This window comes from Rhizobium sp. NFR07 (assembly GCF_900111905.1).
Lineage (GTDB): Bacteria > Pseudomonadota > Alphaproteobacteria > Rhizobiales > Rhizobiaceae > Neorhizobium.
Map to the genome: position 1 here is coordinate 324579 of NZ_FOKM01000002.1, position 26397 is coordinate 350975.

The window sequence follows — 26397 nt, forward strand, 5'->3', positions numbered from 1 at the left end:
TCGCGGAGCGGCACATTCGGCCTCCATAGCCTAACATCATGTCCATGAGCTATCGCACAAACGCCACCGGCGATAATTTTCAGACGCTAAAGCAATTCCAGCAAAAGTGGGAACCGGTTTTGCTGGAATTGCGCTGAAACACGCCAAGTCCAAACGGCCAAACTCAAGCCACTTGACTCCATCATATGAGAATGAAAATCTCAGATCATGGAAGGTCAGGACAAGGACATTGCCGAAGCGATCAGCGCCCGGGTCAGGCTGCTGCGGGAAAAGGCCGGGCTGACGCTGGACCAGCTTGCCGAGCGCTCCGGTGTCAGCCGCGCGATGATCTCGCGCATCGAGCGGGCCGAGACGAGCCCGACGGCTGCCCTGCTGGCGCGGCTTTCAGAGGCGCTGGGGCTGACGCTTTCGGCCTTCTTCGCCGATGACGACCGGCCGGCCTCGCGGCTGTCCCGGCGCGAGATGCAGCAGCTGTGGCGCGATCCGGCGACCGGCTATCTGCGCCGGGCCGTCTCGCCCGCCGGCATGCCGAGCCCGGTCGATATCGTCGAGGTCGATTTTCCGGCGGGCAGCCGTGTGAGCTTTCCGCCGCGCGAGGAAAGCCGTGTGATGACCCAGCATATCTGGCTGTTCGAAGGCAGGCTCGACATGGTCCTGCCGGAAGCGACCTATCATCTCGAGGCCGGCGATTGCCTGTTCATGGATATCGGCGACGCCTTCGAATTCCACAACCCGTCCGACGCACCTGCCCGCTATGCGGTGGTCCTGCATCGTGGACGCTGAGACACAAACAAGGGAACGTGCATGACCGCCACCATCCGCATCCTCGACGCCGGTAGCGCCAGAGCCGCTATTCCGGATCTCTGCGAAGTCCTGTCCGACTGCATCAATGGCGGGGCGTCGCTGGGCTTCATGCTGCCCTTCGTGCCCGAGGACGGGGTGGCCTACTGGAACGACATTGCCGATCAGGTGGAAAAAGGCGGCATCATTCTCGGCGTGGCGGAGGTCGATGGCCGGGTCGTCGGCACGGTGCAGATCGGGCTTGCCTCCAAGCCGAACCAGCCCCATCGCGGCGACCTGATGAAGCTTCTTGTGCATCAGTCGGCCCGCGGCCTCGGCCTGTCGCGCAAGCTAACGGAAGCGGTGGAAAAGGAGGCGGCCAGCCGCGGCCGCACGCTGCTCGTGCTGGACACCGCGACCGGCAGCGATGCCGAGGCGATCTATCCGCGCCTCGGCTGGCAACGCGTCGGTACCATTCCCGACTACGCGCTCTGGCCACAGGGTGGTTTCTGCGGCACGACCTTGTTCTACAAGCGGATCGGGTGAGCCCGGCGGCGAACGCCGCCGTGCCCGTCAATCAGTTGTCTGCCCGCAATGTTTTCCTGAAGGCGTCGACAATGAGCCGGCTGAGCTCGGCGTGAATATCCGCGCGCGGGCGGGCCGTCTCATCGCAGATCGGGTCCGTTTCGCCCATCGACTTGAGGAAATCCAAGGCACCCGGCTGGCAAGTCGGCAGGAAACTGTAGTGATCGGCATCCGGGATCTGCGCATAATGTGCGCCGGTAATATCCATTGCCAGTTGATCGGCGATCACGGCGGGCGGCACCTTGCCGGGACTGCCGAGATTGATCAGCGTGACGGGGACATCGATGGTTTTGAGGCTTTCCCGCTTTATGACGGTCGAGAGGCCCGGATCGATCGCGACAACCGCAGTGATGCGCGGATCGCGGTTGGATTGTTCGAAGCGCTTGCGGTCGATGCTACGCAGATCGAAAGGTTCGACCTTGACGAATTCGCCGCCGGCAAAACCGCGCCTGCCGCGAAACCAGCTGCAATCCAGAAGGCCAGGCTTCTCCTCGTCGCAATATCGGATGAAAGCATCGAGATCGGGCCGTGCTCCAGCCAGTTCCAGCGCCGTTATGCCGCCAAGCGAGAAGCCCAGAACGCCGATGCGGCTTGGGTCCAGGGAGGATTGCCAGCGGCGGTCTGCGGCAAGCGCGGTGATAAGGACGGAAATATCCTGGGTGCGTTCCCAGATCTTCGGGCTGGCGGCAGGCGTGGAATCGCCGCTGGTCGTGCCCGGGTGGTTGGGGCCGGCAACGATGAAGCCGGCCTCCGCGAGTTTCGCCGCGATCCAGCCCATGCCTTCAACCCGACCGCCTGAACCATGGGAAAGCAGCACGAGCGGGAAACGGCCATCGCGGATCGTGGCGTCCGCGTAAACGGGATCGCTACGGAAAATCCTGTCGTCATTTCGGGTAACCTTGTGCCCGTCACCTTTCGACGGGTACCAGACCGTGACGGCCAGCGGCCTCGGATAATCCTGGGTGACGACGCTGATCTTGCGCACGCCGATCGGATCGGCGGCGTGAGCCACGGGCGCAGCAGCGCAGAGCGCCAGGGCAAAGAGGGTTATTGTCAGTCTCATTGAAGCCTCGCCTTGTTGGAGAACGGCTCCGAGCATGGGAGAGGCTGACGGGATAAACGACCTCGAACGCAATCGAGGTCGTTTAATTACCGGCTTGGCCTTGCGGCGTTTATGCGGCTCGCGGATGGAAGATGGCCGAGCCTGTCACGCCTTGTGCTGGCGCGGCTTTCTTTCGCCGAGGAAGTAGGCCAGCGCCACGACCGGCAGTGCGATGCCGATGGTCGAGGCGAAGAGCCAGCCGCCCTGGGCGAAGGCCCAGGCGCCGACGGCCGAGCCGAGCGCGCCGCCGAGGAAGAAGGTCGCCATGAACAGGCCGTTCAGACGCGAGCGAAGCTCGGCGCCAAGCGAATAGATCGCCCGCTGGCTGATGACGAGCGTCATCGCCACGCCGAAATCGAGCAGCACGGCGGCGGCTCCGAGCAGGATGAGCGCGATGGAGCCTTCCGGCGCGATATGGGTGATCAGGAAGGCGATGCCGACGGAGGCAATGCCGAAGACGGTGGCCGGGCGGCTGAGGCCGCGGTCGGCCAAGCGGCCGGCGATCGGCGAGGCGACGGCGCCCGCGACACCGACCAGCGCGAAGATGGCGATGCCGGCCTGGCTGAGATTGAAGGCGGGGCCGGCAAGTACCAGCGGCGTCACCGTCCAGAACAGACTGAAGGCGGCGAACTGGCAGAACTGGTAGAAGGCGCGGCGGCGCAGCACCGGCTGCGTGGCATAGAGCGTGCCGAGCGAGACGAGCAGTGCGCCATAGGAGAGTTTCGTATGCGGCACGCGCTTCGGCAGGCGGATGGCGAGGATGAAGCCGAGCACGACCATGACGGCAGCCGACAGATAGAAGATCGTGTGCCAGGAGGAGAGACCGGTGATGAAGCTCGCGACCGGCCGCGCCATCATGATGCCGATCATCAGGCCGCTCATGACATTGCCGACCACCCGGCCGCGATGTTCTTCCGGCGCAAGGCTTGCGGCGAAGGGCACGATCATCTGCACCGCGGTGGAGGCAAGTCCGATGGCAAGCGAGGCGATGAGGAAGGGCACGGCATCCGTCGACAGGCCGGCCGCGATAAGCGCGACCGTGGCGGCGCCGATCATGATCACGATCAGCCGGCGGTTTTCCAGGAGGTCGCCGAGCGGCACGATGAACAGCAGGCCGAGGCCATAGCCGATCTGGGTCAGCGTGACGATGAGGCCGGTCAGATGCGGCGGCAGGCCGATCGCGGCGGCGATCGGACCGGCGAGCGGCTGGGCATAATAGAGATTAGCGACGATCAGGCCGCAGGCGGCTGCCATGATGAAGGTGAGCGCGGCGCTCATCTGGTTATGTCTTGCGGGCGTATCGATCGCCGCGGACGAGGTGGTCATGGAGGGTGTCCTTGGATGCAACGGAAATGGTTTCAGTCGAGCAGCTTCATCGCCACGTCGACCACGGAAAAGGTCTCCTCCCGATTGGGGCTCGTCTTGCCGAGCACGCGAAGGCCCTGCACGACGGAAAGATAAAGCCGCGCCGTCGCCTTCGGTTCGATCGATCGGCTGACCGAACCATCCTCCTGCCCGCGACGGATCAGGGCCTCGAACGTGTCCTCGAAGCGATCCATGGATCGCTCGACCTTGGCTGCTGCCTCATCGTCGAACACGGCCATTTCGACCGCGACGCCGACCGCCATGCAGCCGTGGCGCCCCGATTGTCCATGGGCGTTCTCGGCATAGAAGCAGAGCATGCGATAGACGCCGTCGCGCCCGTTCGATGCCTTTGCCAGCTCCTCGTCCAGCAATGCGTTGCGCACCTGCTTGTAGCGGTCGAAGGCCGCGAGGAAGATGGCACGCTTGTCCTTGAAGGCCTTGTACAAACTTCCGGCGGTCAGCCCCATCGCGTCGCGCAGGTCCGAGATCGAGGTGCCGTGATAGCCGCGTTCGGTAAAGACGGAGATCGCCTTGTCGAGCGCTGTATCGATGTCGAATTCGCGCGGGCGGCCGGCGGAACGGGCGGTGGTGCCGAGATCGATATCGAGGCTCATGGTCGCAAACTCAATTGGGAAACGATCGTTTCCTAATATGCTTCACGACGCTGCGGGTCAAGCGGGAGCGGGGCGAAAAAGAACGGAAAAAATCGGAACAGTTCGCGACGTGAAGGGTTGGACCAGTGTCACCAACCTGAAAGCTGGAGGACAGATATGAGTAAAAGTGACGTACAAGCAGCCGTAAAACGCGCCAAGCGCCAGGTGGAAAACACCAGTGCCGGCGGCCACCTCGGTGGTACATATTACGGCCAGAACCCGGACGGTAAGACGTCGTCGATGAACAACAACGTCGGCAACAACCGGACCAATAGCGGTAGTTGACGTCATGTCTCATTGAGTTTCGAAGGGGCCCCGCCGCGTGCGGGGCCTTTTCTTTTGGGCGCCTTGCTGCAACGCTCGTCATCCTCGGGCTCGTCCCGAGGATCCATCCACGTCGCGGTCGGCTGAAACGTCGGCAGATGCTCGGCACAAGGCCGAGCATGACGGAGGCAGCGCGGTGCTGAGAACAGAACCGGGTGCCTTCCAAAAATTATCTGGTCCCCTGTCGGCAAGCCTGCCGTCCGCTCGTCCTTGGTGTATCGTGGCGAGATCGTTCGCCTGGAGGAAGTTGAACGGGAGGGCAGGAGATGAGCAGCAGCTATCGTTGGGTGATCGTGTTTGCCGGCGGCCTGATGGGCTGCGTGGCGGTCGGGGTGATGTTCTCGCTCGCGGTCTTTCTCGAGCCGATCGCGCGCCAGACCGGCTGGTCGCACGCGGCGATCTCGAGCGCCATGACGGTCAACTTCATCGTCATGGGCCTCGGCAGCTTTCTCTGGGGTGCTGCGAGCGATCGCTACGGCACGCGGATCGTCGTCCTGATCGGATCGCTGCTGGCCGGGCTGTCGCTGGTGCTCGCCAGCCGGGTCGAAAGCCTGCTCGCCTTTCAGATCACCTATGGCTGCCTTGTCGGCCTGTCGGCCAGTGCCTTCATGGCGCCGATGATCTCGCTCACCATGCGCTGGTTCGAGTCCCAGCGAAGCCTTGCCGTGTCGTTGGTCTCCGCCGGGATGGGCATGGCGCCGATGACGATCTCGCCCTTGGCGCGTCTGCTGATCACCGAATTCGGCGACTGGCGCACCGCCATGCTGGTGATCGGTATCGGCGCCTGGGTCATCCTGCTGCCGACGGTGCTGCTCGTGCGCAATCCGCCGGCGGAGGCGGAAGCGGCCGAGGGGCCGCAGGCCGAGGGGGCCGGCATGCCGCTCGTAAAGTGTTTCGCTCGCCGCAATTCCTGGCGCTCGCCTTCACCTTCTTCGCCTGCTGTGCGGCCCATTCCGGGCCGATCTTCCATATGGTCAGCTATGCGATGTTCTGCGGCGTGACACCGATGGCTGCCGTCTCTATCTACAGCGTCGAGGGTGCGGCGGGTCTCGGCGGGCGTATCGTCTACGGGGTGCTCGCAGACCGGCTGGGCGTCAAGCCTGTGCTGATGGCGGGCCTGCTGATCCAGGCGCTGGTGATCGCTGCCTATACGATGGCGACCGATCTCACCCATTTCTATCTGCTGGCGATCATCTTCGGCGGCACCTATGGCGGGGTGATGCCGCTTTATGCGGTGCTGGCGCGGGAATATTTCGGCGCGAAGATCCTTGGAACCGTGCTTGGAGCCGCCTCCATGCTGTCAAGCATCGGCATGGCTTTCGGCCCGCTTGCCGGCGGCTGGGCATTCGATGCGTTCAACAATTACAACTGGCTGTTCCTGGGCTCGGCGCTTGTCGGTCTCGGCGCCGTTGTGATCGCCCTGGCCTTTCCGCCCTTGCCCGATCGGCAGGATCAGAAGCTGCAGCCGGCGTGATGCCCGCAAAAGCAAAAGGCCCGGAACGGTCCGGGCCTTTTTGTGGGTGGATCAGTGATCCTTCGGGTTGCGCCGCTTGCGCTTGGCCGGCGCGGCTTCCGTCTCGGCAGCTTCGCGCTGGAGACGAAGCAACCGCAGTCTTTCGGTCTTTTCCTCGCGCGAATTGACCTCGGCAGCGATGATGGCGCGCGCGGTCTCGTCGGTCACCGCGGCCTTTTCCCGAGAGGAAAGCTTGGTGGGGGTAGCGAGTTCTTCCTTGATCGCGGTCATGATCTCTTCCTTCCTGAAGGCTTCGGGCACGTCCCAGAGTTACAGATGGGACGGTGGAGAATTCTGGATCAGCGGGTGCGAACCGCCTTTTTCGGCGCGGGCAACAGGCCCTCGCGCTGCATCTTTTTGCGCGCGAGCTTGCGCACGCGGCGAACGGCCTCGGCCTTTTCGCGAACACGCTTTTCCGACGGCTTTTCGTAGGCGCTGCGCGCCTTCATTTCACGGAACAAGCCTTCGCGCTGCATCTTCTTCTTCAGCACGCGGAGGGCCTGATCGACGTTGTTGTCCCTGACGATAACCTGCAAAATATATCCTTTCGGGTCTGGACGGCCCGGTAAACAAAAAGGCCGGGAAAAACCCGACCTTTCCGGGACCACCCGCTTGTGTCTCGCTGCCGGTACATCCGCGGTCAGGAGAAGTGAGTGGCATTCAACCATGCCAGCGCTTGTGCACCGCAGATACGGCACCGGATGCGGAGGCGATTGAAATCTCGTTGAAGCTAATATGGGTTTCCGATCGGAAATATCAATGAAATCGCGGAATTAATTCCTCTTAAACCAGGCTTTTGCATCTGAAGACAAAAAGGCCCGGAGCGATTACTCCGGGCCTTGCAGATCATTTCGCTCAGTGCGCCGAAAAAGCTCAGAGCGCGCCGTTGCGCTGCTGCATCATCATGAACGTGTCATAGCTGTATTCGGCCACCTGGGACCAAAGATAGGCGTCCTTCTTGAACGCCTGCTGGTGGTCGTAGATCTTCTTGAAGGACGGGCTTTTTTCCGACAGGTCGGCATAGACTTCCTGAGCGGCCTTGAAGCAGGTCTCCATGATGTCGCGGCTGAACGGCTTCAGCACCGCACCTTCGGCAACGAGCCTGCGCAATGCGGTCGCATTCTGTGCATCGTAATTGGCAAGCATGCTTGTATTGGCCGCAGCACAGGCGGCTTTCAGGATTGCCTGGTAGCTCTTCGGCAGGGCGTTGAATTTTTCCAGGTTGAAGAAGGCGTGCATGGCCGGGCCGCCTTCCCACCATGCGGGGTAGTAGTAATACTTGGCGACCTTGACGAAGCCGAGCTTCTGGTCGTCATAGGGACCGACGAATTCGGTGGCGTCGATCGTGCCCTTTTCCAGCGCCGCATAGACGTCGCCACCGGCGATCTGCTGCGGTGTGACGCCGACCTTCGAGAGAACCTGTCCGGCGAGGCCGGCGATGCGCATCTTCAGGCCCTTGAGGTCGTCGATCGTGACGATTTCCTTGCGGAACCAGCCACCCATCTGCGTGCCGCTGTTGCCGGCCGGCAGCGCGTAGAGGCCGCGCGGCGCCAGAAACTCGTTCATCATGTCATTGCCGCCGTTTTCGAACCAGGCATTGGTCATGCGGGCATTGAGACCGAAGGGGATGGCGGTGCCGAGCGCGAAGGCCGGATCCTGGCCGATATAGTAATAGGAACAGGTATGGGCCATTTCGACCGTGCCGTTGGCGACAGCATCGGCGGCCTGCAGGCCGGGCACGAGCTCGCCGGCGGCATAAGTCTGGATGTTGAAATTGCCATCGGTCGCATCACGGACGATCTGCGCCAGTTCGTTGCCGGCGCCGAAGATGATGTCGAGGCTTTTCGGAAAGGAGGAGGTCATCCGCCAGGTGATCTTGGGGCTCACCTGGGCGATCGCGGGGGTTGCCAAGGGTGCAACAAGCGCGGTCGATGCCGCGGCGCCGATGCCGGCTGTCGTCGCCCGCTTGATGAAGTGCCTGCGATCCATGGATTTCTTCCTCCCGTGTATGGTGAAAAGCCTTTGAGATTATGGCGACTTGTTAAGCGTATAGGTTTGGCAAGAACAAGCCGAAAACCCGGCGCAACGGCGCTTTTCTCGGCGTGTTGTCAAAAAAGCAAAGCCCGGAAGATGTCCGGGCTTTGCTGTGGGAAATCAGCTTCGCTTAGATGTCACAGCGTGCCCTTGCGCTGCTGTGTCATCATGAACGTGTCGTAGCTGTATTCGGCGATCTGGTTCCACAGATAGCCGTCCTTCTTGAAGGCCTGCTGGCTGTCATAGATCTTCTTGAATGCGGCGTTCTTGCCGTTGATCTCGGCATAGACCTCCTGGGCGGCCTTGTAGCTCGCCTCCAGGATCTCCGAGGTGAACGGCTTCAGGACGGCGCCTTCGGCAACCAGCTGGCGCAACGCCTTGGCGTTGTGCGCGTCATAGCGGGCCAGCATGTTCTGGTTGGCGTTGGCGCAGGCATCCTTCAGCATGCGCTGGTAGCTCTTCGGCAGGGCATTGAATTTTTCGAGGTTGAAGAAGGCGTGGACGGCCGGGCCGCCTTCCCACCATGCCGGGTAGTAGTAATACTTGGCGACCTTGACGAAGCCGAGCTTCTGGTCGTCATAGGGACCGACGAATTCGGTGGCGTCGATCGTGCCTTTTTCCAGCGCTGCATAGACATCGCCACCGGCGATCTGCTGCGGTGTGACGCCGAGCTTCTGCATCACTTGGCCTGCAAGGCCTGCAATGCGCATCTTGAGGCCGTTGAGGTCGGCGACCGTGTTGATCTCGCGGCGGTACCAGCCGCCCATCTGCGCGCCGGTATTACCGGCCGGCAGGGCATAGAGGCCATGGCCGGCGAGGAATTCGTTCAGCAACTCGTTGCCGCCGCCGATGGTGAACCAGGAATTGGTCTGGCGGGCGTTGAGCCCGAACGGAACGGCGGTGCCGAGCGCAAAGGTCGGGTCCTTGCCGATGTAATAGTAGCAGCAGGTATGCGCCATCTCGACGGTGCCGTTGGACACGGCGTCGGCGGCCTGCAGGCCAGGCACGATCTCACCGGCGGCAAAGGTGTTGATGGTGAAATTGCCGTCCGAGGCTTCCTTGATGCTCGCCGCGATATCCGTGCTGGCGGACCAGAGGATGTCGGTGTTCTTGGTGAAGGACGACGTCATGCGCCAGGTGATTTTAGGGCTTTCCTGCGCGATTGCCGGGGCGGCCAGAGCAGTTGCGGCGGCGGCGCCAACACCTGCGGTGGCGGCCTGGCGGAAGAAGTGTCTACGGTTCATGAAATAAAGAGCCTCCCAGTGAATAGGCACGCCCGTTCCCGGCGCCCCCCAAATTCGCTCATAGGCTGTTTGTTTCATGCCGAGCAAGTAGAAATTCTCATATATTACATCGAGGAAAGAAATTCTTTCGGGAAGTTGCGCCGCGTGGCTTGCGTCACGGAGCTCGAACAATCTTTTCGCCATCGCCCGGTGGAAGCAGTTGAAATACGGTCCGATTCCGCATAGTTTAGAATTGTTCTAAACGGAGTCGATCATGCTTAGCCGCATCCTGCCGTCATCCCGCCGGCCGTTCAAAACCCTGTCGGAGCAGGAAATTCTTGCTCTGGCGATCGCCTCCGAGGAAGAGGATGCGCGCATCTATCTCGATTATGCCGACGGATTGCGGGACCGGTATCCGGCATCGGCAAAGGTGTTCGAGGACATGGCCGAGGTCGAGCAGACCCACAAGAATTCGCTGATCGAGATCTTTCGCATGCGCTTCGGCGAGCGCATTCCGCTGATCCGCCGCGAGCATGTCCAGGGTTTCTATGTTCGTAAGCCGACCTGGCTGCGCAACAACCTGGCCCTCGATACGGTGAGGGAGGAGGCCGAGGCGATGGAGGCGCAGGCCGCCCGTTTCTATCGCGAAGCGGCCAAGCTCGTCTCCGACGCCTCCACCCGCAAGCTGCTCGGCGATCTCGCGCTGGCCGAGGAAGGGCATGAGGATATCGCCCGCATGCTGACCGAGAAGCACGTTTCCGACGACGCCCGCAGTGAGGAGGACGAGGGCGCTCGCCGGCAGTTCATTCTCACCTATGTGCAGCCGGGACTGGCAGGGTTGATGGACGGCTCCGTCTCGACGCTGGCGCCCATCTTCGCCGCCGCCTTTGCCACGGGCGATACATGGTCCACCTTCCTGATCGGCCTGTCGGCCTCGGTCGGTGCCGGCATTTCGATGGGCTTCACCGAAGCTGCCCATGACGACGGCAAGATTTCCGGCCGCGGCTCGCCGCTCAAGCGCGGTCTCGCTTCGGGCATTATGACGGCGCTCGGCGGTCTCGGCCACGCGCTGCCCTATCTCATCCCGCATTTCTGGACGGCAACGATCGTTGCGGCCATCGTGGTCTTCTTCGAACTCTGGGCGATCGCCTTCATTCAGAACCGCTACATGGAGACCCCGTTCATGCGGGCCGTCTTCCAGGTGGTCTTCGGCGGGTCGCTGGTGCTGGCGGCCGGCATCTTCATCGGCAACGCGTGATCGGGTTGCGTGCCTGCGGCGGAAGCGATCTGGGTCATCCGAAAAAGAAGCTGATCTCGTCGATCAGGGCTTTATCATCGGCGGAGAACTTTCCGTCGTAGGCTTTGAAGATCGCGTAAACCACGCCTTTGGCGGGAGGGCTTTCGCTACGCTCCCTGGTGACGCTCGATAATCTGGTTTTCTCATCTTCATTCGAGACGTATTTCTCGATCAGATAAATGAGAGACCGAACGCACTCTTCCTTGGTCATCACCCGATCAGCCCTCGTCAAACCTCAGGCCGCGTCCTTCTCTGATGTCTCGGCAAGCGGCACGGTCAGCGTGAATACGGCGCCGCCGTCGTTCTCTATCGACGATTGCCCACCGAGCTGGCGTACGAAACTGGTGATCAGCTTGGTGCCCATGCCGTTGGTGCGGGCGTCTTCGGCGACGCCCGGCCCGTCGTCGCGGATCATCAGGCGCACTTCGTTTCCTTCACGGCTGATGCGGACTGTCAGCTTGCCGGCATTGCGGCCGGCAAAGGCGTATTTGAAGGCGTTCGAGACGACTTCGTTGATGATCATGCCGAGCGGCAGCGCGTGTTCGCGGTCGAGCGCGATCGACGCGAGATCGAGATCGAGTTCGACCGGCATGTCGTAGCCCGAGGCGATGTCGGAGATCAGCCGGGTCGCATAGGGCGCGACCTCGACCTCCTCGAACTGGTCGGTCGTGTAGATCTGTTCGTGGACGGCAATCATCGCGCCGATGCGCCGCGACATGTCTTCGCGCGCTTCGACCGGCAGCTTCTGCAGCCGCAGAAGTGCCAGCACGGCCTGCAGGTTGTTCTTCACCCGGTGATGGATCTCACGCAGCAGGAAGCGGTTGCGCTCCAGCGCCTCTTCCAGCTCGTCGTTGCGCGTCGCAGTCTTGTAGAGCAGGGCATAGATCCAGAACGAGGCGCCGACCAAGATCGCCATCAGCGGCACGACGAGAAGCGCGTCGGCAAACAGGTTGCTCCAGAACTGGTCCAGCACTTCCTGCCGCTCGATGGCCGAAAGGGCGATCAGCGGCCAGTCCTGCACCTTCCAGAAGGCAACGATGCGGGCATAACCGTCGATCTGCGAGACCGGATTGTGGTAGAAGCCCGTCGGCTTTTCACGGGTCAGCGGATACCATTCTGTCTTGCTGAGATCGACCGACTGCATGGCGGGCGGTCGCCTGGCGATCAGCCAGCCATCGTCACGAATGACCGAGATCGTCGAATTCGGCCCGAGATTCATCGAGGCCCAGAAACGATCGAGATTGTCGTTCGGAATGGTGATCGATGCGACGCCGCTGAATTCCGGACCATTGCTGATCCGTCTCGCGACGATGAAGGAGGGTTTTCCGGCTCGTTCGTTGTCGAGCAGCCGGGTGAAGGTGAGCGGATCGCCTCCCTCCTTCAATCGGAGGAAGTAGGCGCGCTCGCCATGATTGGGCAGGACCGTGTCGGGCGCGCTCGAATAGCGCATCTGCCCGTCCTGATCGAGAAGCGAATACTCGAAACCCTCGGGCAGTTCGCCCACGGCCCGTTCCATGTCGGTGATAAGGTCGGCAGAGCTGTCGATCGGTCGTCCGCCGATCGCAGCCTCGATGCGGCGCAAGGCAAGGTCGCTCGCCTCCATCATCCATTCCATATGGGCGGCGACCACATGGGCGGAGGAGACGGCACGGGCTTCGCCCTCGCGAATTGCGTTATTGTAGTTCTCGTAGACGATCAGCGCCCCGACACTCAGGACGGCGGCAACCAGCACCCCAGCCAGCCACAGGGGAAGCGACGGTCGGGCGGTCCCGTGCGGGCGTATCAGGGGACGTATCAAGCCTGTAACCGATCGATCGTTACGCTCCATGGCCTTGAGGCTTATGGGGCAAATGTCTTTTTGTTTCGCGAGAGAGTAGAGAGAAGAACCCGCGCCTGCAAGCAGGGCGGGTTATATGCTTAACAATTCACCTATGAGGTTAGGTGTCAGCGAAGGGCGCCGACCAGAACGTCGCGGCCGTTCTCGATGGTGACCCAGCGACCGGTATTGAAGGTCGCCTGGCGCTTCAGGAACGTGTAGGGCGTCTCGTACCAGACCATCACCTCGTTATCGAGGTTGTCGAGAATGAAGTCGCCTTCCGTCGTGCGCAGCGTCAGCACCGCATGGCCTTCGCCATCGGGCTTGCGCACGACCGTGATCAGCAGGTTGGAAAGGGCGAAGCCGAGATCGGCAAGTTCCTTGCGCTTCTCGAGTGCGTAATCCTCGCAATCGGCAAATACGGTCGGATAGGTCCAGAACTCTTCGCGGCCATAGGCTTCGATATCGGTCTTGGCGATGTAACGGGCGTTGACGGCGCGGTTGACGTCGCGGACAGCCTGCCATGCCTTTTCATCAAGGCGGGCAGCCGTTGCGGAACGGCTCTTCACATTGCATTCGGCCGGCAGGCGCTGGCAGAACTCGTAATGGCCGATCGGCTGTGATGTCACGGCACCCGTTACCATCGACGTTGCCGCCTGCGGAGCCGGTATCGCGACACTCACAGGCGCAAGCATAGCGGCGAGGATCACGGCTACACGCCGTGCCATCAGGGCTAAATTCATTGACCCGTCCCTTAAATTCCTAACGAAAAGTTAAGAGGGGACGGGGGTGGAAGTCAATTGTTCAGCTTTTGTTAATCTGGAGCTCTTTACAAATATGGTTAAGACTGCGGCATTTGCGTCTCAGCCCAGGATTTGATCATCAAGAATTAGGCCGGCCACCGCAGCCTCCATCTTTTCTAGGTCCTGCGGGCGCGACAGGCGATGATCGCCATCTCGGATCAGGGTCAGCACGACATCGTCGGCGGGCAGGAATTCCACGAGCTTGAGCGCGTGTTGATAGGGTACGTCCGGATCGGCCATGCCTTGCAGGATGTGGACCGGGCAGCCCGTTTCGATGATCCCGGTCATCACGCTGTTGCGCTTCCCGTCCTCCATCAGATCGCGCGTATAGATGTTCGGCTCCGGGCTGTATTCCGAAAATTCTTCGAAATAGCCGCGCTCCTGAAGTGACTGGCGCTCCTTGTCGGTCAGGTGGGGTTCGATCAGTTCGGCGGTGAAATCCGGTGCAGGTGCGATCAGCACCATGCCTTCGACGGACGGTCCCGAGCCGCGCTTCTTCAGTTCCTGCACCAGCCGCAGGGCGATCCAGCCGCCCATCGACGAGCCGACGAGAATGACCTTTTCCGGCGTCAACGCGTCGAGAACGGCGACCGATTCCTCCAGCCAGCGCGAGATCGTGCCGTCACGGAATTCGCCGCCGGATGCGCCATGGCCGGAATAATCGAACCGGATGCAGGCGACGCCGTGACTTTCCGCCAGTGCATCGAGCGCGATCGCCTTGGTGCCGGTCATGTCGGAACGATAGCCGCCGAGCCAGACGAGCGCCGGCTTGTCGGGACGCGTCGTGGCGGGCCGGTGTATAATGGCGATCTCGCGGCTGTCGGCACCTGTCCCGACGGTGATCGTGGTGGAGTCCGGGGCTGTGACCTTGGTCATGAATTTCACTCCTGCAAACTGCGGGAGCTATAAATCAGATTTAAACCGGTTGTCAGGAGGTGATTTTTTCGTGTCGATATGCTATTGACTTCGCCTCGGCGATCACGACATTCCGCTCGGCCCCGGGCCGCGCGCAGTTTTTGTCGTCGCCGGAGCCCGAAACAATCTAGGAGAATACGACCATTCGCAGACCATTCAAAGCCGATGCCCCCGTCAAGGAGGGGCCGCGCTCCAATAGGGAAATTCGCGTTCCCAAGGTCCAGCTTATCGATGCCGAAGGCCAGAATCTCGGTGCAGTACCCACCGACCAGGCCCTCAAGATGGCCGAGGAAGCGGGACTGGATCTGGTAGAAATCTCGCCGAACAATGATCCGCCGGTGTGCAAGATCCTCGACCTCGGCAAGCTGAAATACGCGAACCAGAAGAAGGCGGCTGAAGCTCGCAAGAAGCAGAAGATCGTCGAAGTCAAAGAAATCAAGATGCGCCCGAACATCGACACGCACGATTACGACGTGAAGATGAAGGCCATGAACCGGTTCTTCGAAGAAGGCGACAAGGTCAAGGTGACCCTCAAGTTCCGCGGCCGCGAAATGGCCCACCAGGAACTCGGCATGAAGCTTCTGCTTCAGGTCAAGGAAGACACGCTTGAGATCGCCAAGGTTGAGGCCGAGCCGAAGCTTGAAGGCCGTCAGATGATGATGGTTCTGGCGCCGCGTTAAGCGCCAGACCTTCCGCCTGTTCATGGGCGGCTTCGCCGGTTCGACGCCGGTTTCCGATCAGGATTTCCCCCATTGCGCTTTTGACCGACTGCGGTTATAAGCGCGCGTCCGAACGGTCCGGCAGGGCATGCCGTGGCCGTTCTAAATGCTTGAAGCAGACCTCGTCAGTTTGCTTCGATACAACATATATGGAGTAGCAAAATGCCCAAGATGAAGACGAAATCGGCTGCCAAGAAGCGGTTCAAGGTAACCGCCACCGGCAAGGTCGTTGCAGCCGCTGCTGGCAAGCGCCACGGCATGATCAAGCGTTCCAACAAGTTCATCCGCGATGCACGCGGCACGATGATCCTCGCTGAGCCGGATGGCAAGAAGGTTATCAAGAACTACCTGCCCAACGGTCTCTGAGACTAATCGGCTTTTTGGAACAGTTTAAGGAGATCATGACATGGCACGCGTAAAACGTGGCGTAACTTCCCGCGCCAAGCACACCAAGACCCTCAAGGCAGCCAAGGGCTTCTACGGCCGCCGCAAGAATACCATTCGCGCCGCAAAGGCTGCTGTTGACCGTTCGCGTCAGTTCGCTACCCGCGACCGTCGCGTCAAGAAGCGCAACTTCCGCGCTCTGTGGATCCAGCGTATCAACGCCGCTGTGCGCGAATCCGGCCTGACCTACGGCCGCTTCATCGACGGCCTGAACAAGGCTGGCATCGAAGTTGACCGCAAGGTTCTGTCCGACATGGCAATCCATGAGCCGGCAGCATTCGGTGCGCTCGTCGAAGCCGCCAAAAAGGCTCTGTCCTACCTCAAGGACGCCGGCACCAAGAACGAGTTTGAAAGCGCGGTTCGTTAACCAGCGCTTCCCAGGCTCACTAAGCTTATCGATTTTGGGAAACCCGCGCTGGCATGGGCTGGCGCGGGTTTTTCTTTTGCGGCATTTGTCGGTTGTGACTGCACGACACGACCGACAAACGCCCGACACGACTGCGAAATAATCTCTCCGAACATCAACGGAAGACATCATGTCCGATCTGGAAAATCTGAAAACCTCCCTTCTGGCGGACATCGCCGCAGCCGCAGACGAGGCGGCGATCGAAGCCGTCCGCGTCAACGCCATGGGCAAGAAGGGCTCCGTCTCCGAGCTTCTGAAGACGCTCGGTGCCATGTCGCCGGAAGAGCGCCAGACCCGCGGTGCGGCGATCAACGCGCTGAAGAACGAGATCACCGAGGCAATCACCGAGCGCAAGACCGTTCTGAAGGACGCTGCGATCGACGCGCGCCTGAAGGCAGAAACGCTCGACGTGTCGCTGCCGGTCCGCTCGTCGCCCGCCGAGCGCGGTCGTATTCACCCGATCAGCCAGATCATCGACGAGATCACCGCCGTATTCGCCGACATGGGCTTCTCGATCGCCGAAGGCCCGGATGTCGAGACCGACTATTATAACTTCACGGCGCTGAATTTCCCCGAAGGTCATCCGGCCCGCGAGATGCACGACACCTTCTTCTTCCAGGCTGATGAAAAGGGCGAGCGCAAGGTTCTGCGCACCCACACCTCGCCGGTCCAGGTGCGCACCATGGAAGCGCAGGATCCGCCGATCCGCATCGTCATTCCGGGCAAGACCTATCGCCAGGATTCGGACGCCACCCACTCGCCGATGTTCCATCAGGTCGAAGGCCTCGTCATCGACAAGAAGTCTAACGTCGCCAACATGCGCTGGATCCTCGAAGAGTTCTGTAAGACCTTTTTCGAAGTGCCGTCGGTGACGATGCGCTTCCGCCCGTCCTTTTTCCCCTTCACCGAACCGTCCTTCGAGGTCGACATCCAGTGCGACCGTTCCGGCCCGATCGTGAAATTCGGCGAAGGCACTGACTGGATGGAAATCCTCGGCTGCGGCATGGTTCACCCGAACGTGCTGCGCTCCGGCGGGCTCGATCCGGATGAATATCAGGGCTTTGCCTGGGGCATGGGGCTCGACCGCATCGCCATGCTGAAATACGGCATGCCGGACCTGCGCGACTTCTTCAACGCCGATGTCCGCTGGATGAACCACTACGGTTTCCGCCCGCTCGACATGCCGACGCTGTTTGGTGGTCTGAGCCAGTAACCGGAACCCCGACGAACGGGATAGCCCATGAGCGAGATGCTGACGCGACAGGATAAGGTTCATCAAGGCGGGTGCCGTTGCGGCGCCATCCGCTTCGAGGCGAGCGCCGATCCGATCTACACCAGCTATTGCCATTGCAGCGACTGCCGGCGGGCGAGTGGTGCGCCGGTGGCGGCCTTTGTCGGCTTCCGCGCCGAAGACGTGACCTTTGAGGGCGAGACGGGCTCGACCTACGGCAAGGCGCCGGTGAGCCGCAGCTTCTGCGGCACCTGCGGCGCGCCGATCGCCTATGCCGACGCCCGGCTTGCCGACCGGATCTTCTTCATGCTCGGCGCCATGGATGCGCCGGAAATGTATCCGCCGCGCGTGCACGGTTATGTGCACGAGCAGCTTCCTTTCTTCCATATCGATGACGGCCTGCCACGGATGGAAACAATGACCGTGCCGAGGCCCTCAGGAGAAAACGAATGAAGTTCACCCTTTCCTGGCTCAAGGACCATCTTGAGACCGATGCAACGCTGGATCAGATCTGCGAACGCCTGACGGCGATCGGCCTCGAAGTCGAGGATGTCGACGACAAGGCCGCCTACAAACCCTTCGTTATCGCAAAAGTTCTGTCGGCCGAACAGCATCCGGAAGCCGATCGCCTGAAGGTTCTGTCGGTCGATGCCGGCCCCGACGTCAACGGTGGCAAGCCGCTGCAGATCGTCTGCGGCGCGCCGAACGCCCGCGCCGGTCTGGTCGGCGCCCTGGCGCGGCCGGGCGACTACGTTCCGGGCCTCGATGTGACGCTCGGTGTGGGGAAAATCCGCGGTGTCGAAAGCCACGGCATGATGTGCTCGGAAAAGGAGCTCAACATGTCCGACAGCCATGACGGCATCATCGACCTGCCCGAAGATGCGCCGATCGGCACGTCCTTCGCATCCTATGCCGGCCTTGACGATCCGATGATCGAGATCAACCTGACGCCGAACCGCCCGGACTGCACCTCGATCTACGGCATCGCCCGCGATCTGGCAGCATCGGGCCTCGGCACGCTGAAGGTTCCGGCTGCTCCGGTACTGAAGCTCGAAGGCGAGACCACGGTCGGCCTCACGATCGATCTCGACGATGAAAAGCTCTGCCCCGGTTTCGGCCTGCGCCTCGTGCGCGGCGTCAAGAACGGCCCGAGCCCGGCATGGATGCAGACGCGTCTGAAGGCGATCGGACTTCGGCCGATCAATGCGCTGGTCGACATCACCAACTATATGACCTTCGACCAGGGCCGCCCGATGCACGTCTTCGACGCGGCCAAGGTGAAGGGTGATCTGACCGTCCGTCGCGCCAAGGAAGGCGAGACGGTGCTAGCGCTCGATACGCGCGAATACAAGCTCGGCCCCAACAACGTCGTCATCGCCGATGACAACGGCGTGGAATCGATCGGCGGCATCATGGGTGGCGAACACTCCGGCTGCGATGAAAACACGGTCGACGTGCTGATCGAGTCGGCACTCTGGGACCCGATCAACATCGCCAAGTCCGGCCGCACGCTCGGCATCATCACCGATGCGCGTTATCGCTTCGAGCGCGGCGTTGATCCGGAATACATGGTTCCCGGCCTCGACCGTACGACGCAGCTGGTGCTCGATCTCTGCGGCGGTACGCCCGCAAAGGAAAAGATCGTCGGCTACAAGGGCTATCAAGCCAAAACCGTCGATTTCCCCTTCGCTGAAGTAAAGCGTCTGACCGGTCTCGAAATCTCGGCCGACGAGAGCCGTGAAATCCTGACCCGCCTCGGCTTCACCGTCGAGGGGGCCAGCGAACGCGTCGGCGTGAAAGTTCCGTCCTGGCGTCCCGATGTCGACGGCAAGGCCGATCTCGTCGAAGAGGTCATGCGCATCCACGGCGTCGACCAGATCAAACCGGAGCCGATCGAAAAGCTTTCGGCCGTCAACGGCCGCATTCTGACGACGCTGCAGATCCGCACCCGCACCGCCAAGCGCGCGCTCGCCTCCCGCGGCATGCTGGAAGCGGTCACCTGGTCCTTCATTCCGGAAGATCAGGCAAAGCTCTTCGGCGGTGGTTCGGCGGCGCTGAAGCTCGCCAACCCGATCGCGGCGGACATGTCCGACATGCGCCCGTCGCTTCTGCCGGGTCTCCTGACCGCTGCCCAGCGCAATGCCGACAAGGGTTTTGGCGACGTGGCGATCTTCGAAGTGTCGGGCACCTACGAGACCGATGCGCCGGAAGGCCAGCGTCGTGTGGCTGGTGGCATTCGCCGCGGCACGGCCTCGATCAACGGCGCCGGTCGCATGTGGTCGAATGCGACGAAGGGCGGCGGCAAGCCGGTGGACGTCTATGACGCCAAGGCCGATGCACTGGCCGTGATCGAAGCCTGCGGCCTGCCGATGGCCAATGTCCAGATCGAACAGGGCGGTCCCGTCTGGTATCATCCGGGCCGTTCGGGCACGATCAAAATGGGGCCGAAGGTCGTTCTCGGATATTTCGGCGAATTCCATCCGAAGACGCTGGGCAGCCTCGACGTTTCCGGCGCGCTTTGCGGCTTCGAGATCTATCTCGACGCCATGCCCGAGCCGAAGAAGAAGGCCACCCGCACCAAGCCGGGCCTTGAGCTTTCGCCCTTCCAGGCGGTCAAGCGCGACTTCGCCTTCGTGGTCGGTTCCGAAGTGGAAGCCGGCGCGATCGTCAAGGCGGCGACCAGCGCCGACCGCAAGCTGATCACCGGCGTCAATGTCTTCGACGTGTTCGAGGGCGCTTCGCTCGGCGAGGGCAGGAAGTCGGTGGCGATCGAGGTTCTCATCCAGCCGGTCGACAAGACCCTGACGGACGAGGATTTCGAAGCGCTCACCGGCAAGATCGTCGCCAATGTCGAGAAGACCACCGGCGGCGTTCTGCGCGCCTGATGTGATGAATTGCGGCTGTCCCGACTGGTTTCGGGGCGGCCGCTTGCTGTTTTAGCTCCCCAGTCGCTCCACCACGAGGTCCAGCAGGGCACGCAGGCGGGGCATGCGTCGCATGTCGCGGTGGTAGCCGACCCATGTGTCGCGCCCCGGCGGCGGTTCGCCGAGATCGATCAGTTCCAGCCCCTCCGTATTGTCGCCCAGCGGCCGAGGAAGCACGGCAATGCCGACGCCCGCGACACAGAGCCGGGCCTGAACCTCGCGATTGTTGCTGCGGTTGATGACCGTGGCGTTCGGCAGCCTGGCTTCGATCCAGGCGACATCCGGCATGCCGCCGAATGCGGTATCCATCAGAACCAGACGCGATCCTGCACCGTCACTGCTGACGGGATGTCGGGTGCCGGCCTTGCAGTAGACCCCATAGGGGATATGCAGCAGCCGCCGGGACACGACTTCCGCCTCGTTGAAGGGCATAATGCGAAAGACGAGATCCGCCTCGCGGCGCGGCAGGCTGTAGAGCCGCGGATCTGTGAGAAGCTCGACGACCACGTTCGGATGCAGCTTGGCGAAGTCCGCAAGGATTGGCGTCAGCATGAAGACGCCGAACCAGTCGGAGCACGAGACCCGGAGAAGGCCGCTCAGTCCGGCCTGTGACCCGGCCAGTTCCCGTTCGAGCGCTATGGCCTCGTATTCCATGCGTTCGGCATGGGCGAGCACGGCTTGTCCTTCATCGGTCAGGACGAAACCGTCACTGGTGCGCTGGAACAGCATCTGACCGATCGCTGCCTCCAGGGCGCGTAGCCGCCGCCCCATGGTCGGCTGCGTCTGCCCGATCGCGCGCGCGGCGCCTCCGAGAGTTCCGGCCCGGGCAACGGCCAGAAAGATACGCAGATCGCTCCATTCCATCGGCAATCTCACTCAAACGAAAATGCATGACCATCAAACGATATCTATGATTTCCATGCGAATACGAAAGGGTCAAGCTCACGACCGATGAAATGGAGCTTGATGACATGAAAGCGTTGATCGTCGAGGCCGCAAACGGCCCGTTTCAACTGACGGAAATCGAGAAACCCGTAGCCGGTCCGGGTGAGGTGCTGGTCAGGGTTCATGCGAGCGGCGTCAATCCGCTCGATCTCAAGATCAGGGCTGGTACCGCGGGGCACGCGAGGCATCTGCTGCCGGCTATACTCGGCATCGATCTCGCCGGCACTGTCGAGGACGTCGGCGAAGGCGTCGAGGCGTTCAGGGCCGGCGACGAGGTCTACGGCATGACCGGCGGGGTCGGCGGTGTGCAGGGATCGCTTGCCGAATATGCCGCGGTCGATGCAAGGCTGATTGCGAGAAAGCCGGCCAATCTGTCGATGCGCGAGGCGGTGGCCCTGCCGCTTGTTGTCATCACTGCCTGGGAAGGTCTGGTGGATCGTGTTGATGTCGGTCGCGACGAGACCGCGCTCGTCATCGGCGCGGACGGTGGCGTCGGCCATGTCGCCGTGCAAATCGCGCAGGCCCGCGGTGTTACCGTCTTCGGTGTCGACCGGGGCGATGCGGCGGACTATCTCCGCTCACTGGGGGCGACGCCCATCGACCGGCGCAAACCGGTTGCGGAATACGTGGCCGAATTGACCGGTGGCAAGGGGTTCGACGTCGTCTATGACTGTGTCGGCGCGATGGACGATGCCTTTCAGGCGGTGAGCCGCTTCGGCCATGTCACGAGTTCGCTCGGCTGGGGCAGCCATTCGCTGGCACCGCTCTCCTTCAAGGCGGCGAGCTATAGCGGCGTGTTCACGCTTCTGCCGCTGCTGACCGGCGAAGGGCGGGAAGCACATGGGCGAATCCTGGCGGAAGCGGCACGGCTGGCCGAAGCCGGCAAGCTCATGCCGCGCGTTGACGGTCGCCGCTTTTCGCTGGAGCAGGCCGACGACGCCCATGCCCTCATTCGTGAGAAGAGCGCCAGGGGCAAGGTCGTCATCGACGTCATCAGTCCGTGATGCGGGAGCGGGCTCACGAGGCCCGCTGATAGCGCCATTCCTGCGTCCTGCCGCCGTAGCCGTAGGAGGCGGCGCGGACGTCCTGGATGTAGATGTAGCTTTCCTCGTGCAGATTGCCGAGGAGGCGCTCGAAACCTTCGAAGGCAGCCTGGATATAGGCGGCCTTCTCGGTTTTCGTATTGGTCTCGTCGGTGATCTTGATGTCGAAATAGACGCTCGACTTGCCCTGTTCGGCAAGCGTCTTGCCGCCGGCAATCCAGTCGCGCGGATCGACATAATCGATGGCGATCGCCGTCACCGCCGGGTCCTTGCCGAGGATGCGCTGCGTGAGCTCGGTCAGCATGGTGGCAATGGCTCGGGTTTTCTCGTCGGAGCGCTCGCCGCTTACTTTTACGTTCAGGATAGGCATGTCTTCCTCCATTGGTTAGCTATGCAACTATATGGGTTTGGTTCAAGGTAGATGGCCGCCGATCGAGCGGGCCTGCTGGACGAAACCGGCAAACACGCCGCCGCCCAGTTCTTGCTTCAGCCGGGTGGTCACCGCGCCGCTCGCCATGTTCAGCGCGTCTTTCAGTTCTGTGGCGGATGGTGTGGGGTGGATTTCCCATTCCCGCCCGTCCCGTTTTGTCGCGCGTCGCTCAAGAAGACCGCGCGCCACAAGGCCATCCACGGCGCGGGTCGCCGTGGCGCGGGCGATTTTCAGCGTTTCCGCCAACTCGCTATGCAGCATTCCCGGCTTCGCCAGAACCGCCCGCAGGGTGAAGGCCTGGGATGGTGTCAGGTCGTACGGCTTGAACGCTTCCGTCCAGACTCGCTCCAGCTGGCGGGCAAGTGCTGTCGTGTTGAAGTAGAGGCAGTGATCGAACATGGCGGTAAGTTTAGCACAGATATTTGCATATGCAACTAGATTGATGGGCTCTGTAAGGATGAGTGGAAACGGGTGGCGAACACCGCCGCGATGGATAGCTATGGTGCATCCGGGAGATCGCAGCTCTCCCCTCATCCCTGTGCTCGTCACAGGGATCCAGCAGCGCCGCGTCTGCGGCGCGGAGAAGCTCTTTCACGCGAAGGACTTCGCGTGGCTGGATTCCTGTGACGAGCACAGGAATGAGGGTAGAGATAGGTTCAGATCGTTGCACTTATTCGGGAGACAATCATGCGCAAGCCGAACTCGATGAAGGGCCTCGAAGACCTCGGCCGTGTCCGGCTGTCCGAAAACTTCTTCCTGCGCGATTTCCTTCATTCGGAGATCGCCGATTTCTATCGCATCCCGAACATTCCCGATGATCCCGGGCTGGCGATAGAGGCCGGAAAACGTCTCTGCGAGGAACTGCTGGAGCCGTTGCAGGCGACCTTCGGGCGGCTGCATATCCGCTCCGGTTACCGGTCAAGCGAGGTCAACGCGTTCGGCAATCGCAACAATCTCAACTGCTCGACCAATGCCGCGACGGCGGCCGATCATATCTGGGACCGGCGTGATGCGGACGGTCGCATGGGGGCGACGGCCTGTGTCGTCGTGCCCTGGCTGGTCGACAATTGCGATCGGGAAGGAGACTGGCAGAGGATGGCATGGTGGATCCATGACCATCTGCCCTATGCCTCGCTCTGCTTCTTCCCGAAACTCTGGGCTTTCAACATCCAGTGGCACGAGCGGCCGGTGCGGCGGATCATGAGCTATGTCGCCCCGCGCGGCGTGCTGACCAAGCCCGGCATGGACAACCATGAGGGTGATCATTCGCAATGGCACGGGAGCTTTCCGAAACCGGTTCGCTGACCGGACGGTCGCCCGCCTTAGGAATGCAGGTGGTAGACCTTGTGCACGATCAGCCAGCGGCCATCGACCTTGAGCAGCGACAGGTAGTCGGAAAAGCGCATGCCCGCATAGTCGTCGACGATCTTCACCGAGGCGGCGTCACCCGTCACATCCAGCGTTTCGATCTGGATGAGCGGCTGGGTCCCGGCTGGCGGCACGCCGTGGGACATCACCTCCGCGACGAAATCGTCGAGGGAAAGCCATTCGACCTTTCCCTCGTAATTGCCGACGATGGATGCCTTGGCGTGAAAGGCCTTGCGCAGGGCGCCCTCATGGGCATGAGCCATGCCTTCCACATAGAGATGCACGACGGATTCGACCGATTTTTCTTCCGACATCGCCAGGTCCTCCTTGCCGTGACTATAGCAGAGGCGCAATGCCGGACCTACAGCGCCGTTTGGGCCTTGCCGAAATTTAGCGCCTCGGTGTCCAGGCCGAACCCGCGCTGTAGCGCGCGCCGGCAATCTTGTCCGGGGACAGCATGTCGTCCAGCTGCTGCACCTCTTCGGCACTCAGCGCCACGTCGGCTGCGGCTGCGTTCTGCTCCAGATTGGGGATCTTGCGGGCACCCGGAAATGGCACGATGAAATCCCCCTTGGCAAGCACCCAGGCCAGCGCCATCTGCGCAGCCGTAACGCCCTTGGCCTCGGCCATTTCCTCGACCAGCGTCACCAGCGCAAGGTTCGCTGCCATGTTGTCAGCCTCGAAGCGAGGCAGGCTGCTTCTCAGATCGCCCTCGGCGAAGTCCGACGCGTTCCGGTACTTGCCGGTGAGGAAGCCTCGGCCGAGCGGGCTGAAGGGAACGAGGCCGATGCCGAGCTCACGGCAGGTATCGAGGATTTCGCCTTCTGGATCGCGGGTCCAGAGGGAATATTCGCTTTGCAGCGCTGAGATCGGGTGGACGGCATGGGCGCGCCGAATAACGCCGGCGCTCGCCTCCGAAAGTCCGAGCGCCCTGACCTTGCCTTCCTTAACCAGTGCGGCCATCGCGCCGACAATATCCTCAATCGGCACGTCGGGGTCGTGGCGGTGGAGATAGAAGAGATCGATCGTTTCTACGCCTAGCCGTTTCAGCGAGGCCTCGGCCGCCTCCCGCGCACGTTCCGGCCGGTTGTCGAGGCCAACGAGTGCTGCAGCATCCGTCTTCGTCGGGTCGATCCTGAAGCCGAACTTGGTGGCGATCACCACCTTGTCACGATAAGGCTTCAGCGCCTTGCCGATCAGCTCCTCGTTGGTGAAGGGGCCATAGGCATCCGCCGTGTCGAACAGGCTGACGCCGAGTTCGACGGCGCGATGCAGTGTCTTGATCGAGGCGGCCTCGTCCTGTCCGCCATAACCGTGGCTCATGCCCATGCAGCCGAGGCCGATGGCCGAAACGGTGAGGTCTTTTCCAAGCTTGCGTGTCTGCATGGTTAGCTCTCCATGGTCCAGGCTGACAGGCGGGCCGCAGGTGCAGCCCGTCAAGAATAGGCTCAGGCGCTGGCGTCGTCCAGCTGCCGCATCTGGTCGCGGGAAAGCTTCAGATTGCCGGCGGCGATCATCGTTTCCAGCTGGCGGGCGCTGGTGGCGCTGGCAATCGGCGCGGTGACGGCCGGGCGCTGGGCGATCCATGCGAGTGCTACCGAGGCCGGCTGGGCGCCGGTTTCCGCGGCTACCTCGTCGAGTGCGGCGAGGATGCGGGTACCGCGATCGTCGAAATATCCGGCCACCTTGCCGCCGCGGTTCTTGTTGGCCTCGGCGTCGGCCTTGCTCTTGTACTTGCCAGTCAGGAAGCCGGCGGCGAGGCTGAAATAGGTGATGACGCCGATATCCTGCCTGCGGCAAAGCTCGGCAAGCTGGCCATCGAAGCCTGCGCGGTCGTAGAGATTGTATTCCGGTTCCAGCACGTCATAGCGGGGCAGACCGGCTTTCTCCGCGGCATCGAGCGACGCCTGCAGCTGGCTCGCATCGAAATTGGAGCAGCCGATCGCGCGGATCTTGCCCTGTTCCTTCAGCTTGGCGTAGGCCGACAGGGTTTCCTCATGCGGGGTGTCAGGGTCCGGCCAGTGTGAGAGGTAGAGGTCGATATAGTCGGTCTGAAGGCGCTTCAGCGAGCCTTCGACCGCTTCCATGACGCGAGCCGTGTCGAGGCCCTTTTCGGCGGCCGACCCTTGCATGTTCGAACCGACCTTAGTGATGACGACGGCCTTGTCGCGCGAACGGCCGGACTGTTTCAGCCACTTGCCGATGATCGTTTCGCTCTCGCCGCCGCCATTGCCGTCGACCCAGCCCGAATAGCAGTCCGCGGTGTCGATCGTGTCGAAGCCGGCATCAAAGAACTTGTCCAGCAGATCGAAGGAGGTCTTCTCGTCTGCCGTCCAGCCGAACACGTTGCCGCCAAAGACGACGGGCGAGATGGAAAGGCCGGTCCGGCCGAGTACGCGCAGATCCATGATTGTCTCCGATATCGATTGCCTGAAAAAAGCCGACGAGCGCCGGCTCTTTTCCATCTAGGTCAGGCG

Annotated in this window: 29 protein-coding genes and 1 pseudogene; 13 read left to right on the plus strand and 17 right to left on the minus strand. The window is 61.9% G+C overall.

Translation table 11 applies throughout. The features are described 5' to 3' along the window. Positions 1-207 precede the first annotated feature (207 nt). Positions 208-783, plus strand: coding sequence for a helix-turn-helix domain-containing protein (locus tag BM216_RS05135; RefSeq protein WP_092995989.1), 576 nt, complete (start codon positions 208-210; stop codon positions 781-783). Positions 784-804: 21 nt separating this feature from the next. After that, positions 805-1326, plus strand: coding sequence for a GNAT family N-acetyltransferase (locus BM216_RS05140; protein WP_092995992.1), 522 nt, complete (start codon positions 805-807; stop codon positions 1324-1326). A 31-nt stretch (positions 1327-1357) separates the two neighbouring features. Here the strand turns inward: BM216_RS05140 and BM216_RS05145 are convergent, their stop codons facing one another. The 3 genes from BM216_RS05145 to BM216_RS05155 all read right to left on the minus strand — a co-directional run bounded on the left by BM216_RS05145 (position 1358) and on the right by BM216_RS05155 (position 4446). Then, positions 1358-2428, minus strand: a complete 1071-nt coding sequence (locus BM216_RS05145; protein ID WP_092995995.1) for an alpha/beta hydrolase family protein — start codon at positions 2426-2428, stop codon at positions 1358-1360. 144 nt (positions 2429-2572) lie between these two features. Further along, complete coding sequence (locus BM216_RS05150; RefSeq protein WP_092995998.1) at positions 2573-3793, minus strand: MFS transporter; 1221 nt, start codon at positions 3791-3793, stop codon at positions 2573-2575. Between the two features lie 32 nt (positions 3794-3825). Then, positions 3826-4446, minus strand: a complete 621-nt coding sequence (locus tag BM216_RS05155) for a TetR/AcrR family transcriptional regulator (RefSeq protein ID WP_092996001.1) — start codon at positions 4444-4446, stop codon at positions 3826-3828. Positions 4447-4602: 156 nt separating this feature from the next. Here BM216_RS05155 and BM216_RS33965 point away from each other — a divergent pair, with 156 nt between their 5' ends. Together BM216_RS33965 and BM216_RS05165 are read left to right on the plus strand one after the other, a co-directional pair. Continuing rightward, positions 4603-4770: a hypothetical protein gene (locus BM216_RS33965; RefSeq protein ID WP_092996004.1), complete on the plus strand. Its 168-nt coding sequence runs from the start codon at positions 4603-4605 to the stop codon at positions 4768-4770. A gap of 305 nt (positions 4771-5075) precedes the next feature. Further along, positions 5076-6283, plus strand: a pseudogene (locus BM216_RS05165) (MFS transporter). A gap of 51 nt (positions 6284-6334) precedes the next feature. Here BM216_RS05165 and BM216_RS05170 read toward each other — a convergent pair. The 4 genes from BM216_RS05170 to BM216_RS05185 form a co-directional block, all read right to left on the minus strand. Beyond that, a complete protein-coding gene (locus BM216_RS05170) occupies positions 6335-6553 on the minus strand; it encodes a hypothetical protein (RefSeq protein ID WP_092996007.1) in 219 nt (72 codons plus the stop codon). Between the two features lie 68 nt (positions 6554-6621). Further along, a complete protein-coding gene (gene rpsU, locus BM216_RS05175; protein WP_092996010.1) occupies positions 6622-6858 on the minus strand; it encodes a 30S ribosomal protein S21 in 237 nt (78 codons plus the stop codon). A gap of 337 nt (positions 6859-7195) precedes the next feature. Next, positions 7196-8311 (minus strand): TRAP transporter substrate-binding protein, encoded by a 1116-nt coding sequence (locus BM216_RS05180; RefSeq protein WP_092996013.1) that lies wholly within the window; start codon positions 8309-8311, stop codon positions 7196-7198. Positions 8312-8493: 182 nt separating this feature from the next. Continuing rightward, positions 8494-9600, minus strand: a complete 1107-nt coding sequence (locus BM216_RS05185; RefSeq protein ID WP_092996016.1) for a TRAP transporter substrate-binding protein — start codon at positions 9598-9600, stop codon at positions 8494-8496. Positions 9601-9853: 253 nt separating this feature from the next. On the opposite strand from BM216_RS05185, the gene mbfA reads away from it, so the two are divergent. Continuing rightward, positions 9854-10837 (plus strand): iron exporter MbfA, encoded by a 984-nt coding sequence (gene mbfA, locus BM216_RS05190; protein ID WP_092996018.1) that lies wholly within the window; start codon positions 9854-9856, stop codon positions 10835-10837. 34 nt (positions 10838-10871) lie between these two features. Here the strand turns inward: mbfA and BM216_RS05195 are convergent, their stop codons facing one another. The 4 genes from BM216_RS05195 to BM216_RS05210 all read right to left on the minus strand — a co-directional run bounded on the left by BM216_RS05195 (position 10872) and on the right by BM216_RS05210 (position 14371). Beyond that, the gene (locus BM216_RS05195; protein ID WP_092996021.1) at positions 10872-11087 is read right to left on the minus strand and encodes a hypothetical protein; all 216 of its coding nucleotides are present in this window, start codon (positions 11085-11087) and stop codon (positions 10872-10874) included. A gap of 24 nt (positions 11088-11111) precedes the next feature. Beyond that, on the minus strand, positions 11112-12674 hold the full coding sequence (locus BM216_RS05200; RefSeq protein WP_177230713.1) for a sensor histidine kinase: 1563 nt from the start codon (positions 12672-12674) through the stop codon (positions 11112-11114). Positions 12675-12820: 146 nt separating this feature from the next. Further along, entirely contained in the window at positions 12821-13435 is a 615-nt protein-coding gene (locus BM216_RS05205; protein WP_092996026.1) for a transglutaminase-like cysteine peptidase, read from the minus strand. A gap of 120 nt (positions 13436-13555) precedes the next feature. Then, positions 13556-14371, minus strand: coding sequence for an alpha/beta hydrolase (locus BM216_RS05210; RefSeq protein WP_092996029.1), 816 nt, complete (start codon positions 14369-14371; stop codon positions 13556-13558). A gap of 182 nt (positions 14372-14553) precedes the next feature. Here BM216_RS05210 and infC point away from each other — a divergent pair, with 182 nt between their 5' ends. The 6 genes from infC to pheT all read left to right on the plus strand — a co-directional run bounded on the left by infC (position 14554) and on the right by pheT (position 20095). Next, positions 14554-15090 carry a translation initiation factor IF-3 gene (infC, locus tag BM216_RS05215; protein WP_092996032.1) on the plus strand — a complete coding sequence of 179 codons (537 nt, stop codon included), beginning with the start codon at positions 14554-14556 and terminating at the stop codon, positions 15088-15090. A 201-nt stretch (positions 15091-15291) separates the two neighbouring features. After that, the gene (rpmI, locus tag BM216_RS05220) at positions 15292-15495 is read left to right on the plus strand and encodes a 50S ribosomal protein L35 (RefSeq protein WP_046793986.1); all 204 of its coding nucleotides are present in this window, start codon (positions 15292-15294) and stop codon (positions 15493-15495) included. Positions 15496-15535: 40 nt separating this feature from the next. After that, positions 15536-15940 (plus strand): 50S ribosomal protein L20, encoded by a 405-nt coding sequence (gene rplT, locus BM216_RS05225; protein ID WP_092996035.1) that lies wholly within the window; start codon positions 15536-15538, stop codon positions 15938-15940. Between the two features lie 169 nt (positions 15941-16109). Beyond that, positions 16110-17192: a phenylalanine--tRNA ligase subunit alpha gene (gene pheS, locus BM216_RS05230; protein WP_092996038.1), complete on the plus strand. Its 1083-nt coding sequence runs from the start codon at positions 16110-16112 to the stop codon at positions 17190-17192. A gap of 27 nt (positions 17193-17219) precedes the next feature. Beyond that, on the plus strand, positions 17220-17663 hold the full coding sequence (locus tag BM216_RS05235) for a GFA family protein (protein WP_244530084.1): 444 nt from the start codon (positions 17220-17222) through the stop codon (positions 17661-17663). Next, positions 17660-20095 carry a phenylalanine--tRNA ligase subunit beta gene (gene pheT / locus BM216_RS05240; RefSeq protein ID WP_092996041.1) on the plus strand — a complete coding sequence of 812 codons (2436 nt, stop codon included), beginning with the start codon at positions 17660-17662 and terminating at the stop codon, positions 20093-20095. The genes BM216_RS05235 and pheT overlap by 4 nt, the downstream gene beginning before the upstream one ends. 51 nt (positions 20096-20146) lie before the next feature. On the opposite strand, the gene BM216_RS05245 is transcribed toward pheT, so the two are convergent. Beyond that, positions 20147-20998 carry a LysR family transcriptional regulator gene (locus tag BM216_RS05245; protein WP_092996044.1) on the minus strand — a complete coding sequence of 284 codons (852 nt, stop codon included), beginning with the start codon at positions 20996-20998 and terminating at the stop codon, positions 20147-20149. A gap of 107 nt (positions 20999-21105) precedes the next feature. Between BM216_RS05245 and BM216_RS05250 the strand changes: the two genes are divergently transcribed. Further along, positions 21106-22083 carry a zinc-dependent alcohol dehydrogenase family protein gene (locus BM216_RS05250; protein WP_092996961.1) on the plus strand — a complete coding sequence of 326 codons (978 nt, stop codon included), beginning with the start codon at positions 21106-21108 and terminating at the stop codon, positions 22081-22083. 13 nt (positions 22084-22096) lie between these two features. On the opposite strand, the gene BM216_RS05255 is transcribed toward BM216_RS05250, so the two are convergent. After that, positions 22097-22492, minus strand: coding sequence for a tautomerase family protein (locus BM216_RS05255; protein WP_092996047.1), 396 nt, complete (start codon positions 22490-22492; stop codon positions 22097-22099). A gap of 42 nt (positions 22493-22534) precedes the next feature. Then, positions 22535-22951 (minus strand): MarR family winged helix-turn-helix transcriptional regulator, encoded by a 417-nt coding sequence (locus BM216_RS05260; RefSeq protein ID WP_092996050.1) that lies wholly within the window; start codon positions 22949-22951, stop codon positions 22535-22537. A 288-nt stretch (positions 22952-23239) separates the two neighbouring features. Between BM216_RS05260 and BM216_RS05270 the strand changes: the two genes are divergently transcribed. Beyond that, positions 23240-23857, plus strand: a complete 618-nt coding sequence (locus BM216_RS05270) for a hypothetical protein (protein ID WP_092996057.1) — start codon at positions 23240-23242, stop codon at positions 23855-23857. Positions 23858-23874: 17 nt separating this feature from the next. Here BM216_RS05270 and BM216_RS05275 read toward each other — a convergent pair whose 3' ends face one another. The 3 genes from BM216_RS05275 to BM216_RS05285 all read right to left on the minus strand — a co-directional run bounded on the left by BM216_RS05275 (position 23875) and on the right by BM216_RS05285 (position 26328). Continuing rightward, entirely contained in the window at positions 23875-24234 is a 360-nt protein-coding gene (locus BM216_RS05275) for a nuclear transport factor 2 family protein (protein WP_092996061.1), read from the minus strand. A gap of 76 nt (positions 24235-24310) precedes the next feature. Then, positions 24311-25306, minus strand: coding sequence for an aldo/keto reductase (locus BM216_RS05280; RefSeq protein ID WP_092996064.1), 996 nt, complete (start codon positions 25304-25306; stop codon positions 24311-24313). Between the two features lie 62 nt (positions 25307-25368). Beyond that, positions 25369-26328 carry an aldo/keto reductase gene (locus BM216_RS05285; RefSeq protein ID WP_092996067.1) on the minus strand — a complete coding sequence of 320 codons (960 nt, stop codon included), beginning with the start codon at positions 26326-26328 and terminating at the stop codon, positions 25369-25371. Positions 26329-26397 lie beyond the last annotated feature (69 nt).